This window comes from Phreatobacter sp. (assembly GCF_052440005.1).
Lineage (GTDB): Bacteria > Pseudomonadota > Alphaproteobacteria > Rhizobiales > Phreatobacteraceae > Phreatobacter.
Genome location: NZ_JBQVQL010000008.1, coordinates 37,386 through 54,071 on the forward strand (window position 1 = coordinate 37,386; position 16,686 = coordinate 54,071).

General features: G+C 69.8%; 17 protein-coding genes. 12 read left to right on the plus strand and 5 right to left on the minus strand.

Features of this window, described 5'->3' with window-relative positions; translation table 11 throughout:
* Positions 1 to 23: 23 nt before the first annotated feature.
* Positions 24 to 800 (minus strand): polysaccharide deacetylase family protein, encoded by a 777-nt coding sequence (locus tag ACT6XY_RS03530; protein ID WP_444746949.1) that lies wholly within the window; start codon positions 798 to 800, stop codon positions 24 to 26.
* Positions 801 to 922: 122 nt separating this feature from the next.
* On the opposite strand from ACT6XY_RS03530, the gene mgtE reads away from it, so the two are divergent.
* The 5 genes from mgtE (at position 923) to ACT6XY_RS03555 (ending at position 6,295) form a co-directional block, all read left to right on the plus strand.
* Positions 923 to 2,335: a magnesium transporter gene (gene mgtE / locus ACT6XY_RS03535; RefSeq protein WP_444746950.1), complete on the plus strand. Its 1,413-nt coding sequence runs from the start codon at positions 923 to 925 to the stop codon at positions 2,333 to 2,335.
* A 155-nt stretch (positions 2,336 to 2,490) separates the two neighbouring features.
* A complete protein-coding gene (locus ACT6XY_RS03540) occupies positions 2,491 to 4,056 on the plus strand; it encodes a putative bifunctional diguanylate cyclase/phosphodiesterase (RefSeq protein ID WP_444746951.1) in 1,566 nt (521 codons plus the stop codon).
* A gap of 68 nt (positions 4,057 to 4,124) precedes the next feature.
* A complete protein-coding gene (locus ACT6XY_RS03545; RefSeq protein ID WP_444746952.1) occupies positions 4,125 to 4,454 on the plus strand; it encodes a DUF1330 domain-containing protein in 330 nt (109 codons plus the stop codon).
* Between the two features lie 93 nt (positions 4,455 to 4,547).
* A complete protein-coding gene (locus ACT6XY_RS03550) occupies positions 4,548 to 5,267 on the plus strand; it encodes a ribonuclease activity regulator RraA (protein ID WP_444746953.1) in 720 nt (239 codons plus the stop codon).
* Between the two features lie 38 nt (positions 5,268 to 5,305).
* Positions 5,306 to 6,295, plus strand: coding sequence for a glycoside hydrolase family 25 protein (locus ACT6XY_RS03555; RefSeq protein WP_444746954.1), 990 nt, complete (start codon positions 5,306 to 5,308; stop codon positions 6,293 to 6,295).
* 197 nt (positions 6,296 to 6,492) lie between these two features.
* On the opposite strand, the gene ACT6XY_RS03560 is transcribed toward ACT6XY_RS03555, so the two are convergent.
* Positions 6,493 to 6,975 (minus strand): methyltransferase family protein, encoded by a 483-nt coding sequence (locus ACT6XY_RS03560; RefSeq protein ID WP_444746955.1) that lies wholly within the window; start codon positions 6,973 to 6,975, stop codon positions 6,493 to 6,495.
* Positions 6,976 to 7,076: 101 nt separating this feature from the next.
* Between ACT6XY_RS03560 and ACT6XY_RS03565 the strand changes: the two genes are divergently transcribed.
* Together ACT6XY_RS03565 and ACT6XY_RS03570 are read left to right on the plus strand one after the other, a co-directional pair.
* A complete protein-coding gene (locus ACT6XY_RS03565) occupies positions 7,077 to 8,249 on the plus strand; it encodes an isovaleryl-CoA dehydrogenase (RefSeq protein ID WP_444746956.1) in 1,173 nt (390 codons plus the stop codon).
* On the plus strand, positions 8,246 to 9,064 hold the full coding sequence (locus ACT6XY_RS03570; protein ID WP_444746957.1) for a YdcF family protein: 819 nt from the start codon (positions 8,246 to 8,248) through the stop codon (positions 9,062 to 9,064). Before ACT6XY_RS03565 ends, ACT6XY_RS03570 begins: the two co-directional genes overlap by 4 nt.
* Before the next feature lie 4 nt (positions 9,065 to 9,068).
* On the opposite strand, the gene ACT6XY_RS03575 is transcribed toward ACT6XY_RS03570, so the two are convergent.
* Positions 9,069 to 9,419, minus strand: a complete 351-nt coding sequence (locus ACT6XY_RS03575; RefSeq protein ID WP_444746958.1) for a DUF3253 domain-containing protein — start codon at positions 9,417 to 9,419, stop codon at positions 9,069 to 9,071.
* On the opposite strand from ACT6XY_RS03575, the gene ACT6XY_RS03580 reads away from it, so the two are divergent.
* Positions 9,406 to 11,412, plus strand: coding sequence for a hypothetical protein (locus tag ACT6XY_RS03580; RefSeq protein ID WP_444746959.1), 2,007 nt, complete (start codon positions 9,406 to 9,408; stop codon positions 11,410 to 11,412). The two genes, ACT6XY_RS03575 and ACT6XY_RS03580, sit on opposite strands and share 14 nt — an antisense overlap.
* Before the next feature lie 60 nt (positions 11,413 to 11,472).
* Here the strand turns inward: ACT6XY_RS03580 and ACT6XY_RS03585 are convergent, their stop codons facing one another.
* A complete protein-coding gene (locus ACT6XY_RS03585) occupies positions 11,473 to 12,150 on the minus strand; it encodes a DUF599 domain-containing protein (protein ID WP_444746960.1) in 678 nt (225 codons plus the stop codon).
* 113 nt (positions 12,151 to 12,263) lie between these two features.
* On the opposite strand from ACT6XY_RS03585, the gene ACT6XY_RS03590 reads away from it, so the two are divergent.
* The 4 genes from ACT6XY_RS03590 (at position 12,264) to ACT6XY_RS03605 (ending at position 16,231) form a co-directional block, all read left to right on the plus strand.
* Positions 12,264 to 12,677: a rhodanese-like domain-containing protein gene (locus tag ACT6XY_RS03590; RefSeq protein WP_444746961.1), complete on the plus strand. Its 414-nt coding sequence runs from the start codon at positions 12,264 to 12,266 to the stop codon at positions 12,675 to 12,677.
* Positions 12,678 to 12,725: 48 nt separating this feature from the next.
* A complete protein-coding gene (locus ACT6XY_RS03595) occupies positions 12,726 to 13,496 on the plus strand; it encodes a molybdate ABC transporter substrate-binding protein (protein ID WP_444746962.1) in 771 nt (256 codons plus the stop codon).
* A gap of 97 nt (positions 13,497 to 13,593) precedes the next feature.
* Complete coding sequence (locus tag ACT6XY_RS03600; protein ID WP_444746963.1) at positions 13,594 to 15,201, plus strand: carboxyl transferase domain-containing protein; 1,608 nt, start codon at positions 13,594 to 13,596, stop codon at positions 15,199 to 15,201.
* A gap of 298 nt (positions 15,202 to 15,499) precedes the next feature.
* Complete coding sequence (locus ACT6XY_RS03605) at positions 15,500 to 16,231, plus strand: SDR family NAD(P)-dependent oxidoreductase (protein ID WP_444746964.1); 732 nt, start codon at positions 15,500 to 15,502, stop codon at positions 16,229 to 16,231.
* Between the two features lie 13 nt (positions 16,232 to 16,244).
* Here ACT6XY_RS03605 and ACT6XY_RS03610 read toward each other — a convergent pair whose 3' ends face one another.
* The gene (locus ACT6XY_RS03610) at positions 16,245 to 16,541 is read right to left on the minus strand and encodes a GIY-YIG nuclease family protein (RefSeq protein WP_444746965.1); all 297 of its coding nucleotides are present in this window, start codon (positions 16,539 to 16,541) and stop codon (positions 16,245 to 16,247) included.
* Positions 16,542 to 16,686: the final 145 nt, after the last annotated feature.

Here is a 16,686-nt window from a genome sequence, read left to right on the forward strand (position 1 = left end):
CGGGCGGCTCCGGCCGCCCGTCCTTACGCCGGGACGATATTGACCGCGCGGTAGCCCTCGTGGCGCATGGCCTCGAGGAAGGCCGGCAGCATGGCGGCGGTCTGCGGACGCGTGTCGTGGAAGAGCAGGATGCCGCCGCGGGTCTGTCTCAGGCGTCGCATCACCAGGGCGAGCTGGGCGTCGGGCGCCATGTCGTTCCAGTCGCTGGCCCAGAGGTCGGCGCCGAAGATGCCGATCCGCCGGGCGGCGAGGCCCTGGTTCAGGGGCTCGGAGTCGCCGAAGCCGGGAAAACGGAAGAAGGGCGTGCGCGGCCGGCCGGAATAGCTCCCGTAGAGCGCCCGGTCGACGGCGGCGAAGCCCGCCTCGATGTCCGCCTCGGCCTGGGCCTGAGGCAATTGCGCCAGCGTCATCGGATGGGTGTTGGAGTGATGGCCGACCGTGTGGCCCTCGGCGAGCACCCGCCGGGCGAGGGCAGGGTGCGCCGCCGCCTGTCGGCCGATCATGAAGAAGGTGGCCTTGACGCATTCGCTCGCCAGCGCCGCGAGGATCGGCTCCGTCGTGCCGGGATGGGGGCCGTCGTCAAAGGTGAGCAGAACCTCACCCGGGGCGAGCGGCAGGGTCCGCGGATAGCTCTTGCGCCCGACCCTCAGGCCGCCCGCGGTGGAAACGGGGATGACCCGTGAAGTGCCGAGCCTGTCCGGCCCGCATCCGGCCGCCCTCGCCGTGTCGCCTGCGGCAAGAGCGGACAGGGACAGCGCCCCGAGGAGCGCCCGGCGCGAGGGCCTGTGCGGGGACGTCATGGCGTCGTCATCCTTCGGTATCGTCGCACTCTTCAATGGGCGCCGCAGCTTGCCAAATCGTTGCAGTGCATCCAAGAACGTCCCATCCCTGACCCGAGAGCCGCGCATCGCCGGGAGGCCCCATGGCCGAAACCACGTCGCCCGCCGCCATGGCCGAAGACTGGCGCGAAAAGGACTGGCGCGACGAGGACGGCGAGCTGCTGCCTGCCGTCGTCGACCTCGTCCAGACGATCCTCCGCGCCGACGACGGCGACAGCCTGAAGAGCCTCGTTTCGGAGGCCCATGAGGCCGATCTCGGCGCCCTGCTCGCCCAACTCGACGCCGAGGACCGCAGCCGGGTGGTCTCGCTGCTCGGCGCCGACTTCGACTTCAACGCGCTGAACGAGGTGGACGAGACCATCCGCGCCGAGATCCTCGAGGATATGGCGCCGTCCACCGTCGCCGAGGGCATCGCGACACTGGAGACCGACGACGCCGTCGCGATCCTCGAGGACCTCGACGAGGACGAGCGCTCGGCCATTCTCGACAAGCTGTCGCCGGCCGACAGCTTCGCGCTCCGCCGCGCCTTCGACTATCCCGAAGGATCGGCCGGCCGGCGCATGAAGGACGAGTTCATCGCCGTGCCGCCGTTCTGGACGGTGGGGCAGGTGATCGACCACCTGCGCGAAGCCGCCGACCTGCCGGACGACTTCACGGAAATCTTCATCGTCGATCCGGGATTCCACCTCCAGGGCCACATCCGCCTCGACCGCCTGCTGCGCGCCAAGCGGCCGGTGGTGGTCACCGAGATCCTCGAGGAGGAGATGCATACGGTCGGCGCCGCAGAGGATCAGGAGGACGCCGCGCTGCTCTTCGAACGCTACAACCTCCTGTCCGCGCCGGTGGTGGACGAGGTCAACCGCCTCGTCGGCGTGCTCACCGTCGACGACATCGTCGACGTCATCGAGGAGGAGGCCGACGAGGACATCAAGGCGCTCGGCGGCGTCAAGGCGGACGAGGAAATCTCCGACAGCGTCTGGACGACGGCCAAGAGCCGATTCCGCTGGCTGCTGATCAACCTCGTCACCGCCTTCCTCGCGACGACGGTGCTGAAATCCTTCGAGCACCAGCTCGAGGCCATGGTGGCGCTCGCCATCCTCGCACCGATCGTGGCGAGCCAGGGCGGCAGCGCCGCGACCCAGACCATGACCGTGGCGGTCCGTGCGCTGGCGACCCGCGAGCTCGGCCCGCGCAACGCCTGGCGCATCGTCCGGCGCGAGGTCTCGGTCGGCCTGTTCAACGGCATCGCCTTCGCGCTCATCACCGGCACGGTGGCGAGCTTCTGGTTCACCAATGCCGGCATCGGCGTGGTGATCGGCCTCGCCCTCATCTGCAATCTGGTGGCGGGCTCGCTCGGCGGCGTCCTCGTGCCACTGGCGCTGGACCGGATGAAGGTCGATCCGGCGATCTCCTCCGGCCCCTTCGTCACGACGGTGACCGACGTGACCGGATTCTTCAGCTTCCTGATGATCGCGAGCTGGTGGTTCAGGATCTGAGTCCGCCGGCCGGACCATGCCGCTGGAAACGTTGTCGGATCGGCGTCGCTCGCCCATGCGGCCGGCGATGCGTCTGATAGCCGGCGCAGGAACCCGACGTTAAGTCCCCGCGCACTAGACCGGGCTGGCAAGGGCCTGCCGTCCGGGGAACGGGAATGTCCATTTCGGTGAAGCGCCGTGCCGACGCGGCGTTGAGTGGCTATGTCTGGGCAGCCGGTGCCGCCGCTGCCGCGTCCGGGATTCTCGCCGGCGTGCTCGGTTTCCACGCGCTGGATCCGGCCCGGCTGGTGCTCGGCGGCGACGGGTCCTGGGTGCCCCAGCTCACCGTCATGACGCTTGCCGCGACGCTGGCGGCCCTCGGTCTGCTCTGGTCCCTGCGCATCGCCCAGCGCAACGTCATCGCCGGCGCGCGCTTCTTCCTGCCGCCGGGTATCGACGGCCTGACGGGCCTCGCCAACCGCGCCGCCTTCTGCCGGTCCTTCGACGAGAGCCTCGACGGCATCGAGCGCAAGGGCGGCCTGACGTTGCTGCTGCTCGATCTCGACCATTTCAAGGAGATCAACGACACGTTCGGCCACCACGCCGGCGATACCGTGCTCGCCGAGGTGGGGCGTCGCCTGCGGTTCGTCTGCGGTCCCGAGGCGGTGATCGGCCGTCTCGGTGGCGACGAGTTCGCCGTGCTGATCCAGGGGTCGCCAGCGGCGACCGACATTGCCGCGGCCTCCCGCATGATCATCGCGGCGATCCGCAAGCCCATTCCCTGCGACGGGCACGCGCTGCGCGTCGGCGTTTCGATCGGCTTCCTGTCGACGGAGGATCGCACCGCGAGCCGCGACGACCTGATGCGCCGGGCCGACCGTGCGCTCTATGCGGCCAAGGCGGCGGGACGGAACTGTGCGGTCGCCTTCGACCCCGACATGGACCGCGACGAGTCGCACCGCCGCTATCTGGAGCGGGAGCTGCGCGGCGCGCTGATCAACGGCGAGATCGCCATCGACCTGCAGCCGATCTTCGCCGCCGATGGGGAGACGCTGCAGGGGGCCGAGGCGCTGGCGCGCTGGAACCACAGCTATCGCGGGCGGATCATGCCGGCGGAGTTCATCGCGCTGGCGGAGACCTCGGGCTTGATCCACCAGCTCGGCCAGGTGGTGCTGCGGCAGGCCTGCCGGGCCGCGGCGCGCTGGAACGGGCTCTTCGTCTCCGTCAATGTCTCGCCGCTGGAGTTCCGTCGCGATGACTTCACCCTCAACGTCCGCCAGGCCCTGGCGGACTCCGGCCTGCCCCCGGACCGCCTGGTGCTGGAGATCACCGAGGGCGTGATGATCGAGAGCGCCGAGCAGACGCTCCATACCATCCGGGCCATCCGCGCCCTCGGGGTGAAGATCGCGCTGGACGATTTCGGCACCGGTTTCTCTTCGCTCAGCTATCTGCGCAAGTTCGAGCTCGACGCGCTGAAGGTCGACCGCAGTTTCGTCGCCGATCTCGACAATGGCGCGGAGGCTGCGACCATCCTGCACTGCGTGGTCAATCTCGGGCGGGCGCTCGGCCTCGCCGTGGTGGCGGAAGGGGTGGAGACCGCCGAACAGGCCCGCTTCCTCAGGGCTGCCGGCTGCCATCGCATGCAGGGCTATCATTTCGGCCGGCCGCTGACCCTCGCGGCCTTCGAGGCGCAGTTTGGCCTCGCGCCGGGTGCAGGCGAGGGACAGCGCGCGGTGGCATGACCTGCGAGGTCATCGCGTCAGCCTTCCCACGCCGCCACCATGCCTCGGTACGCACACGAGGACATGCCATGACAGCCTATGCCATCGCCCACCTGACATCGGTCGAGATGGGGCCCGCCATCGCCGCCTATCTCGAGGCGATCGACGCCACGCTCGCCCCGTTCGGAGGCCGCTTCGTCATCCACGGCGGCCGCCCCGAGGTTCTCGAAGGCGCCTGGTCGGGCGATCTGATCGTGATTGGCTTTCCCGATCGTGCCCGCGCCGCCGCCTGGTACGGTTCGCCCGCCTACCAGGCGATCCTGCCGCTGCGGCGTGACCATTCCCGCGGGGCCTGTTTCCTCATCGAGGGCGTCGACGAGAGCCACTGCGCCACCGACATCCTCGCGCAAGGCGGCTGAGAAGGGGCTGACCGGCATTTTGTGTTCTCGACAGCGGGGCGCGCCTGGGGCAGGGTCGCGACCCTCTTTCATGCCTTCCGACGGACCCCTGCCATGACCGACGTCCTGCCTCTCGATCCCGCCATCAAGGCGAAGCTCGAGACCATCACCACCGCGACGCTGACGACGGTGCTGCTGAAGAAGGGGCTGCGCAAGATCTGGATGGCGGGGACGCAGCCCTTCTCGCACGCCGGCAAGCGCACGGTCGGGCGGGCGTTCACGCTGCGCTTCGTGCCCGCGCGCGAGGACCTCGCCACCCCCGCCAGCTGGTCGCATCCGATTTCGACCCGCGGTGCCATCGAGGCCATGCCCGAGGGCGTCATCGCCGTCGTCGACGCCATGGGCTCGAAGGACGCCGGCATCTTCGGCGACATCCTCTGCGCCCGCATGGCCAAGCGCGGCGTCGCCGCCCTCGTCACCGACGGCGTGGTGCGCGATGCCGACGGCGTTCGCGGCACGGGCCTGCCGGTCTGGTGCTCGGGCGCCGCTGCGCCGGCCTCCGTCGCCGCGCTCACCTTCATCAACTGGCAGGAGCCGATCGGCTGCGGCGGCGTCGCCGTCTTCCCGAACGACATCGTCGTCTGCGACGGCGACGGCGCGGTTCTCATCCCGCAGGACATGGTCGACGCCGTGCTCGAGGCCGCCGAGGCGCAGGAGCATCTCGAGGGCTGGCTGATGGGCGAGATCGACAAGGGCGTCCCGCTGCCGGGCCTCTATCCGCCGAACGCCGAGACCAAGGCCCGTTACGAAAAGGAAACGGGTCGTAAAGCATAAGGATGGGATGAGCGGCCGCCATTCCGCAGCCGCAATCCTTGGCCACATCGCTGACCATGACACGACGCTCCATCGCCTTCACCGCCGTGACCCTGATGGGGCTGATGCTCGCCGCCTGCGGCAGCGTGCCGACAGAGGTCGCCGCCCCGCAGACGGGTGACCACCCGTTCCCGACCATCACCCATACGGTGGGCCATCATGCCCACCCGGTGCACGGCATCGACGTGTCGAAGTACCAGGGGCAGATCGACTGGGAGCAGGTGAGGGCGGCGGGCGTCTCCTTCGCCTTCATCAAGGCGACGGAGGGCGGCGACAGGCTCGACAGCCGCTTCCGCGAGAACTGGGAAGCCTCGCGCCGGGCGGGCGTGCCGCGCGGCGCCTATCACTTCACCTACTGGTGCCGGCCGATGGCCGACCAGATCGCCTGGTTCAAGCGGAACGTCCCGGTGGAGCCCGACGCGCTGCCGCCGGTGCTCGACGTGGAGTGGAACTTCCAGTCGCCGACCTGCCCGCGCCGCGTGCCGGTGGCGCTGGCTCAGGCGAAGATGCGCGAGTTCCTGCACGCCATGGAACGGCACTACGGCAAGAAGCCGATCATCTACGCCGACATCAAGTTCCACCGCGAGGTTCTCGCCGGCAACGAATTCGCCGAGTATCCGTTCTGGGTCCGCTCGGTCGCGGCGGTGCCGCACGAGCGCTATCCCGGCCGGCGCTGGGCCTTCTGGCAGATCACCGCCACGGGCCGCGTCGCCGGCATCAACACGCCGGTCGACCGCAACGTCTTCGCCGGCACGCGCCAGCAGTGGCAACAGATCGCCCAGACCGGCTTCCGCCATCGCGGCCACGGGGCGACGGCGGTCGCCGCTGCGCCTGCACCCTCAGCCCAGCCGGTGGCACTCGCCGCCGCCGAGACGGCTCCCGCCCAGGTGCCGACGGCGACGACCTCTGTGCCCACCGCCGCGGTTCCGGCCGCCGATGCGCCAGCGATGACGACGGCCCCGCTGCCGGCATCCAGGCCGCGGTTCTGATCGGTCGCGCTCTCTCGCACCTCAGGATGAGGGAGGACGGTGCCCGGCCTCGTCTGAGGCGCAGCCGTGGCTGGTTTCAGCAGGCCAAAATGCCAGTCTCGCCATCCTCATGCTGAGGTGCGAGCCCCCGGCGATGCGCAAGCATTGTCCGGCGGCGAGCCTCGAAGACGCACTTCGGTCGTGCAGGGGCGACCCCGTCACACCCACCGCCTCACGCGTCCCGCATAGGCCTCCCAGTCCGGCCCGAACCCTGCCGCCAGATGCGCTTCCTCGCGCACGACGGCGAAATGCGTCATCGCCATCACGAAGACCGCCGCGGCGACGAGATAACCCAGCGCGCCCTCGACCCCGCCGAAGCCTGCGATGATCAGCGCCTCACCGAGATAGATGGGGTTGCGGCTCCAGGCGAAGGGGCCCGTCGTGACCAGGCGCCGTGCGGCGTGGTGGGGCAGGACGGCCGTCCCCGCCCGCGCCAGGGTGGAGGAGGCCCACAGGATGAGAGCGAGGCCGGCGCCGAGCGCCAGCGCGCCGAGGGCCTTGGCGAGGGTCGGGAGCGGCAGGGCGACGGGCGCCAGTGCATTGAGGCCGTAGCCGAGGGCGAGGGACGCCAGAAAGATGAGCGGCGGCAGCGGAAAGCGGTTCGGCCGCTCCGCATAGGGGGATTGGGGCGCATCCGTCATCGTCGTCTCCCTGCCGCTCGGCAGATCATGACAGCCCGCCGCACGGCTTCTATAACCCTGATGTCGCAGCCGCACGAAGCCTGCGCGTGAAGGATGAAGCCATGCTGAGGAACACGCCGCGCCCCTTCGACTTCGACCTCGGCGAGACCGCCGACATGCTGCGCGACACGGTCTTCACCTTCGCCCAGGCGGAGATCGCCCCGCGTGCGGCGGAGATCGACAAGACCGACCAGTTCCCCATGGATCTCTGGGAGAAGTTCGGCGACCTCGGCCTGCTCGGCGTGACGGTCGAGGAGGAGTATGGCGGCTCCGGCCTCGGCTATCTCGAGCACTGCATCGCCATGGAGGAGATTTCGCGCGCCTCGGCCTCGGTCGGGCTCTCCTACGGCGCCCATTCCAACCTCTGCGTCAACCAGATCCGCAAGAACGGCTCGGACGAGCAGAAGCGGCGCTACCTGCCGAAGCTGATGAGCGGCGCCCATGTCGGTGCCCTCGCCATGTCCGAGCCCGGCGCCGGTTCCGACGTCGTCTCGATGAAGCTGAAGGCGGAGAAGAAGGGCGACCGCTACGTGCTCAACGGCACGAAGATGTGGATCACCAACGGCCCGGACGCCGACGTTCTCGTCGTCTACGCCAAGACCGACCCGGCGGCGGGCGCGCGCGGCATGACCGCCTTCCTCATCGAGAAGGGCTTCAAGGGTTTCTCCTGCGCCCAGAAGCTGGACAAGCTCGGCATGCGCGGCTCGCACACCGGCGAACTCGTGTTCGAGGACTGCGAGGTGCCGGAGGAGAACGTGATCGGCCAGGTCGGCCGCGGCGTCAACGTGCTGATGAGCGGCCTCGACTACGAGCGCGCCGTGCTGGCCGCCGGCCCCATCGGCATCATGCAGGCCTGCATGGACGTGGTCATGCCCTATGTCCACGAGCGCAAGCAGTTCGGCCAGGCCATCGGCGAGTTCCAGCTCGTCCAGGGCAAGATCGCCGACATGTACGTGTCGATGAACGCCGCCCGCGCCTATGTCTATGCGGTGGCGAAGGCCTGCGACCGCGGCCAGACGACGCGCGAGGACGCCGCCGGCGCCATCCTCTACGCGGCGGAGAACGCCACGAAGATGGCGCTCGACGCCATCCAGCTCCTCGGCGGCAACGGCTATATCAACGATTATCCGACGGGCCGGCTGCTGCGCGACGCCAAGCTCTACGAGATCGGCGCCGGCACATCCGAGATTCGCCGCATGCTGATCGGCCGCGAGCTGTTCCAGAAGACGGCATGAGCCTCGCCAGCCACCTGTTCTTCTACCTGTCGAAGATCCTGTGGTGGTTTGCGGCGCCGTCGAACCTGCTGACGGCCATGCTGGCGCTGGGCGCCCTCATGCTCTTCACGCGCTGGGCGGGGGGAGGGCGGCGGCTGGTGATCGCCGCCGCGCTCGGCCTCGCCGTCTGCGGCGTCTCGCCTCTCGGCATCTGGCTCGCCCGGCCGCTGGAGAACCGCTTCGCCCTGCCGGCGGAGGGCATGCCGGCCCCGACCGGCATTCTCGTGCTCGGCGGCTCGATGGACCAGGTCACCAGCGCGGCGCGCGGCCAGCCGACCATCGGCGCCGCACCGGGCCGGATGACCGAGGCGGTGGCGCTCGCGCGGCGTTTTCCCGCGGCTCGGCTCGTCTTCACGGGCGGCTCGGCGGCCTTGCTGGGGGAGGATCCGGCCGACGAGGCCGGCGCCGCCGATGCGCTGTTCCGCCGGCTCGGTGTCGATCCCGCCCGCATCACGCTGGAGCGCGAGAGCCGCAACACCTTCGAGAACGCCGTGCTGACGAAGGCCATCGTCCAGCCGAAGCCCGGTGAGACCTGGCTGCTCGTCACCTCCGCCTGGCACATGCCGCGCTCGATCGGCATCTTCCGCCGCGCCGGCTGGGAGGTCGTCGCCTATCCCACCGACTACGAGACGCGCGGCAGACCCTATGAACTCTGGCGGCCGATCCTTCCCGTCAGCCGTGGGCTCGACCTCGTCGACCGCATGGCGCGGGAATGGGTCGGGCTGCTCGCGTACCGTGTGGGCGGCCGTACCGACGCGCTGCTGCCGGGGCCGTGAGGCGTCAGTCTTCCCGCGGCACGGTCAGTCGGTAGACGCCGCGGAAGTCGGCGGGGTCCACCGGCTTGCCCTTGCGCAGGATGATGAGCCGGCCGGCGAGCGCCAGACCGACGGCGGCCCGCCGTGCCGGCTGCATCAGCGTGTGCCAGTCGGTGCCGCGGGCGGCGGCGACGTGTTTGGCGGCCTCCGAGGGGCAGATGGACTTGTCCGGCCCGCGCGCCTGAGCGAGCTGGAGGATCGCGGCCTCGAGGTCTGAATCGGTCTGGGTCATGGCGCCGTCATGCACGAAGGCGCGACGGGCGTCGAGCGTCTGCGGCACGGGACGGAAACGAAGCGCGGCGATGGTCGCCCCCATGAACCGCCCCTTCGTCCTGCGCGCCACCCTGGCCCTGCTTCTGGTCCTCGCTGCGCCCCTGGCGCGCGCCTGGGAGGCGGGCCGGCCCTTCCTCGACACGATGGACCCGTCGGTCCTCGCCGCGCTGGAGGCGCGGGGCTTCGGTTTCGGCGCGGCCCTGGGAGAAAAGGGCGATGCGACCAACGCCGCCCTGCATGCGGCGAGCCCCGCCTGGCGCCGGGTCACGGAGACCGTGTCCGACGACATCGGCGAACTGCGGCGGGCCATGGAGGCGACGGGCCGCCGCCTCTACGAGGTAACTGACGGCAATGTCGGCCGGGTGTTCGAGACAGCCTGGCTGTCGTCGCCGACCGCGCGCTTCGGCCTCGCGGGGGTCGTGCTGCGCCTCGACCGCCGGGATTTCGCCGATCCCGCCCGGGGCGAGGTGAGCTGCGGCGAGGTCCGGCTCGTCTACCGGCTCGCCTATCGGTTCCAGCGCGGCGGGCGCGTCTATGCCTCGCGCATGCCCTTCTCGGTGAACGTCGTGCACGACCTGCCACGGCCGGCCGACGGCTGCGGGGCGCTCGCCCGCCGATTCCGTGTGCCGGAGGGACGCACCGATGCCGCAGCCCGCGCCACATGGCTCGCCGACGGGCCGCTGGCCGGAGCGCGCGGTCTGCCGCGGCAGATCGAGATCAACGCCCAGATCGTCCGCTTCCCCTCCGGACAGGAGACGACCTTCGGCGGCCAGGCGGCCTATCTGATGCGTGTCTTCGGCGTCGCGGGCGGGGGCGGGGTCCGTCTCGTCGAGAAGGGGCTGGAGAACACGCCCGATGTCACGCGGCTCCAGGGCGATGCGGCGCTGCGGGCCGATCTCGCCCGGTTCCTGTCCGAGCGGGCCGCGGCGGTGGACGGCGGGGTCATCCTGCTTCCCGAGCGGTTTCTCGCCACCCGCGCCCTGTCCTATTCGACCTATGGCTCCGCCCGGCTCGCCAACCGCCCCTTCGCGCAGATCTACGGGGCCACCGGCGATGCCTTCTCCGGCCTCGATTTCGGCGGGATGACGACCGTCGCGAGCCCCGCCGGGTTCGTCGAACGGCTCGATGCCGGCACCTGCCAGGGCTGCCACCAGTCCGGCGCGACGGCCGGTTTCCACCTCATCGGCGAGGACGAGCGGGCGATGACCCCGGTCAACCGCGTACTCGTCGGCTATTCACCGCACTTCTTCGCCGAGCGGCCGCGCCGCACCGCCTATGCCGAGGCGCTCGCGGAGGATCGCGCGCCGAACCGCTACAGGCCGCTGCCACTCAGCCCGCCGGCGCGCTGGGAGGGGGAGGGCGCACCGGCCTTCCGGCGCGCGGGGCTCGGCCAGGCCTGCCTGCCGGAGGCGCAGCGCCGCCATATCGCCGCGGGCTTTTCCTGCGAGGGCCGCGCCAGCTGTTCCGAGCTCGCCGAGAGCGACGCCGTCGGCGTCGCCTATGGCCAATGCGTGCTGAACGAGAGGCGCGACGCATTCTCCGGCCAAGCCTGCCTCACGGGGCGCATCACCACCACCGATCCGGCGCGCCCCTGGCTCGACCGCTTCGCCGTCACCGGCCAGATCAACAGCCGCGCGGCCCGCATCAACGCCCGCGACCACACATGCCGGCCGCCGGTGGGCGGCGCCCCGGCGGGCCTCGCCTATCGCCAGTGCGACGAGGCGGACCGGCGCTTCGCCGCCTTCCGGCCGGGGGGGCCGCCGCCGAACGAGATCTGCGGTTTCGCGGGAGGGCGGGCCTTCGACATCTGCGTCGCCACCAATGATTTCGCCAGCTGCCTCGGCGGCGCCATCGTCCGTGGCATGCGGGCAACCTGTTCGGCGGAGCGGCTCTGCCGCGAGGACTTCATGTGCCAGGCCTTGCCGGCCGATTTGCCGGAGGTGGAGCGCGTCGCCGGCCTCGGCTATTGCTCGCCGACCTATTTTCTCTTCCAGATGCGCCTGGACGGACATCCGGACCCGCGAAGGCGCGGCTAGCGATGATCTGGGCGCATCATCCTCATCCGCCGACCGTGATCCACTTGGCGGGATGGTACGCTAGATCACCGACTGCCGGCTCTCGGAAAAGAACTGGCGGCGATAGAGCACGGCGAAGACGGCCGTGGTCGCCACCATGAAGATGGCCGGCCCGGCGAACCAGCCCAGATAGCCGAGGGCGAAGAAGAAGGCCCGCTGTCCCCGGTTGAAGTGGGCGGCGGCGATGGTGTTCATCCGCGCCGCGCGGGCGGCCATGGCCTCGGCCTCCTCGGAATTGCGGCGCTCGCCCTCGGGCGTCGCGCCGATGAGGATGGCGCAGTAGTTGAACAGCCGGTAGGCCCAGCCGAACTTGAAGAAGGCGTAGACGAAGATCACCATCAGCCCTGCCAGCTTGATCTCCCACTGCTCGCGCGAGCCGGCATGGCCGAAGGACAGCGACTGGACAACCTCCAGGGCCCGGTCCGAGGCGTTAATGAGGCCGAGGCAGGCGCCGACCGCGAGCAGCGAGGTGGAGGCGAAGAAGGACGAACCCTGCTGCAGGGTCATGTTGATCTGGGTGTCGACGATGCGGTTCGGGCGCACCAGCATCTCGGCCATCCAGCGCCGGCGATATTCCGCCATGGTGGCGGTGAGGCCACGTCGCCTACCGCCCCAGACCTCCACCAGCCAGGCATAGGCGGCCCAGGCGAGCGCGAAATAGCCGAAGGCGAGGCCGTCGAGGAGAGTCATGCCGAACATGGACCATCGGTAGCAAGGGGCGGGCCGCCCCGTCTACTCGTCCGCCGTCCGGCGGGTGTCCGGCCGGGCAGGCATGGTGCTACTGTCGCAGCCCGCAAGGCCGGAGGAATGACATGCCGCAGACCATCACCAAGGGCTACAAGGCCCTGATCGACGAAGCCAATGCCGCCGTCGAGACGCTGTCCATCGAGGACGCCAAGGCCCTGCACGGGCGCGACGACGTGGTCTTCGTCGACATCCGCGACCCGCGCGAGCTGGAGCGCGACGGCAAGGTGCCGGGCGCCTTCCACTGCACCCGCGGCATGCTGGAGTTCTGGATCGACCCCGAGAGCCCCTATGCCAAGCCGCAGTTCCAGGAAGACAAGAAGTTCGTCTTCTTCTGCGCCGGGGGATTGCGCTCGGCGCTCGCCGCCAAGACGGCGCAGGACATGGGCCTGAAGCCCGTCGCCCATGTCGAGGGCGGTTTCGGCGCGTGGAAGAAGACCGGCGGGCCGGTGGAGGAATGGGCGCCGAAGCCGAAGGGCTGAGTTCGGGGCTCAATCGTTCCGGGAGACGTCGTTGTGGGAGCCAGGACCATGTCGCGACGCGGTTTTATCGCCATGGCGGCGCTCGTGGCGTTCGGCTGGGGGATCGCCCCGGCCTCCGCCGCCGAACTCCGGGTCATAGCGACCGGGGCCTCGAAGGAGGTCGTCCAGCGGATCGCCGCCCTGTTCCAGGCCCGCAGCGGCCATGCGGTGAGCCTCGTGACCGATACGGCCGGCGGGGTCAGGCGTCGCATCGAGGCCGGGGAGGCGGCCGACGTTGTGGTGGCGACGCCGGTGGTGATCGACGCGCTGATGGCTGGCGGCCGTCTCGCCGCGGGATCGCGGCAGGACATGGCGCGGACGGGAATCGGCATCGGCATCGCCGAGGGCGCGCCGGTACCGGCCATCGCGACGGTCGAGGATATCCGGCGGCTCATCCTCGCGGCCAAGGGCGTCGCCTATGTCGACCCGGCCGGCGGCGGCACCAGCGGCATCTATTTCGTGCAGCTCGCCGAGCGGCTGGGGCTGAAGGACCAGCTCGCGGCGCGGGCCCGGCCGCAGATGGGCGGCTACGTCGCCGAGCGCGTGGCGAAGGGCGAAGCAGACGTCGTATTCCACCAGATCAGCGAGATCATGCCGGTGCGCGGCGTGCGCATGATCGGCCCGCTGCCGGCCGAGATCCAGCTGACCACGACCTATTCGGCAGGCCTCGCGGCAGCGCCCGCCGCGCCTGAGGCGGCGCGTGCCTTTCTCCAGGTGATGCGAAGCCCCGAGGCGGCGGCCCTCATCCGCGCGGCGCATATGGAGCCGGTGACGCCCTGACCCCCGGGCGAGCCCTCCGCCGCTCCGCCCGGATGACAGGCCCGCCGGGGCGCGCTAACCAAGGCGTCCCCGCAGACCCTGCCGGAGCCGTGACGCCTTGGCCATCCTGAAGTCATCCTTCAACGCCGCCACGCCCGACGCCCGGGCCAATGCCGAGGCCTGGGGCGAGATCATCGCCGACCTTCAGGCCAAGCGCGCGGAAGCGGCGCTCGGCGGCAACGAGAAGAGCCGGCAGCGCCATGTCGCCCGCGGCAAGCTGCTGCCGCGCGACCGGGTCATGGGGCTGCTCGACCCCGGCTCGCCCTTCCTCGAACTCTCCCAGCTCGCCGCCAACGGCATGTATGGCGAGCCCATCCACGGCGCCGGCGTGATCACCGGCATCGGTCGGGTGGAGGGCCGCGAGGTGATGATCGTCGCCAACGATTCCACCATCAAGGGCGGCACCTACTATCCGATGACGGTGAAGAAGCACCTGCGCGCCCAGGAAATCGCGCTGCAGAACCGGCTGCCCTGCGTCTATCTCGTCGATTCCGGCGGCGCCAACCTGCCGCACCAGACCGAGGTCTTCCCCGACCGCGAGCATTTCGGCCGCATCTTCTACAACCAGGCGAACCTCTCGGCGGCGCGTATCCCGCAGATCGCGGTGGTGATGGGCTCCTGCACGGCGGGCGGCGCCTACGTCCCGGCCATGTCGGACGAGACGGTCATCGTGCGCCGCCAGGGCACCATCTTCCTCGGCGGGCCGCCGCTGGTGCGGGCCGCGACCGGCGAGATCGTCACGGCCGAGGACCTCGGCGGCGCCGACGTCCATGCCCGCCAGTCCGGCGTCGCCGACCACTATGCGGTGGACGACACCCACGCGCTGGCCATCGCCCGCCGCATCGTCGCCAACGTCAACTCGGTGAAGACCGTCGACATCGCGCTGTCGGAGCCGCGCGAGCCGAAATACGACCCGGCCGAGCTCGAGGCCCTGGTTCCGACCAACCTGAAGACGCAGTACGACATCCGCGAGGTCATCGCCCGGCTGGTGGATGCCTCCGAGTTCGACGAGTTCAAGGCGCTCTACGGCACGACGCTGGTGACGGGCTTCGCGCGCCTGCACGGCATTCCTGTCGGGATCATCGCCAACAACGGCATCCTGTTCTCGGAAAGCGCGCAGAAGGGCGCCCACTTCATCGAGCTGTGCTGCCAGCGGCGCATCCCGCTCCTCTTCCTGCAGAACATCACGGGGTTCATGGTCGGCCGGCAGTTCGAGGCCGGCGGCATCGCCAAGGACGGGGCAAAGCTCGTCACCGCGGTCGCCTGCGCCCAGGTGCCGAAGATCACGCTGCTGGTGGGGGGAAGCTACGGCGCCGGCAATTACGGCATGTGCGGGCGGGCCTATTCCCCGCGCTTCCTCTTCACCTGGCCGAATTCGCGCATCTCGGTGATGGGCGGCGAGCAGGCGGCGAGCGTGCTTGCCACCGTCAAGCGCGAGAATTTCGAGGCCGAGGGCAAGAACTGGAGCGCCGAGGAGGAAGAGGCCTTCAAGGCGCCGATCCGCGCGAACTACGAGGCCGAAGGCCACCCCTATTACGCCACCGCGCGGCTCTGGGACGACGGCATCATCCTGCCGTCCGAGACCCGGCGGGTGCTGGCGCTGGCGCTGAGCGCTGCCTTGAACGCGCCGGTCCCGGAGACGAAGTTCGGCGTGTTCCGGATGTGAGGGTGGCCCGACAAGGCGAGTGCTTCACGACGCAAGTGCGTCCTTCGAGGCTCGCCCTTCAGGCGAGCACCTCAGGATGAGGAGGGGAGAGACCTGCATCAACGGGCAAGCGCGCGAACGACTCGTTGCGGAGGAGGCTGATGCCACGCTCTACCTCCCTCATCCTGAGGTGCGAGCGATAGCGAGCCTCGAAGGACGCACTTGGGTCATGCAGTCCAACGGCTCGCCTGACCTACATCAAGCCGTCTAGTCTCACCCCGACAAGCGCCGCTAACGGCCGATCACGGGGACGAAATGCATGACCGATACCCTTCCTCCCACTGCCCTGGTCACCGGTGGCTCCCGCGGTATCGGCGCAGCCATCGTGAAAAGACTGCTGGTCCGCGGCCTGCCGGTGGTCATCCTCGACCGTGAGGCGCCGGCCGAGCCGACGGCGGCGCGCTACGTCGCCTGCGACCTCACCGACCTCGCAGCGACACAGGCCGCGCTGGCCGAGATCACCGCCGAGAACGCCATCCTCTGGCTGGTCAACAATGCCGGCATCGCCGCGCCCGCGGCGCTGGAAGAGACGACGATGGAGGATTTCGACAAGGTCGTGGCCATCAATTTGCGCGCCTGCATTCTCGCCGCGCAGGCGGCGCTGCCCGCCATGAAGGCGGCAGGGCAGGGGCGCATCGTCACCATTTCCAGCCGTGCGGCGCTGGGAAAGGAGCTGCGCACCGCCTATTCGGCCACCAAGGCGGGGGTTATCGGCCTCACCCGCACCTGGGCGCTGGAACTCGCGCCCCACGGCATCACGGTGAACGCCATCGGCCCGGGCCCGATCGAGACGGAGCTGTTCAAGTCGGCCAACCCGCACAATTCGCCGCGCACCCAGGCGATCATCCGCGGCGTGCCGGTCCAGCGTCTCGGTCAGCCCGAGGACATCGCCCATGCCGCCGATTTCTTCCTGTCGGAGGGAGCGAGCTTCGTGACGGGGCAGGTGCTCTACGTGTGCGGCGGGATGACGGTGGGCGTCGCGCCGATTTGAGGGGAGGACGCCTTCAGGCGGGGCGACGGGCGCGCGACGCGAGGCCAGGCAGCCGGTTCCACTCGCCACGGATCACCGCTTCCTTCTTGGCGCGGCTCCAGCCCTTCAACCGTCTTTCAAAGGCGATGGCTTCGGTGATGCGATCGAATTCACCCGACCACGCGAGCGTCACCGGCAGGCGCGCGGCCGTATAGCCGTCATGAAGACCCTGCTGATGTTCGGAGAGGCGCCTCGCCATATCCTCTCCGCGGGTGGAGCCGACATAGTAGGACCCGTCCGAGCAGCGCAGGATGTAGACGAAGGCCCGCATGAGGCGAATATGCGCGCAGTTCCGGTAGCGAGCAATTCTTGGCAAAACCGAATTGCGTCCTTCGAGGCTCGCTTCGCTCGCACCTCAGGATGAGGAGGATAGTGTATGGTATCAGCGTCGAAAGAGGCTCAGGAGGCCCGCTTCA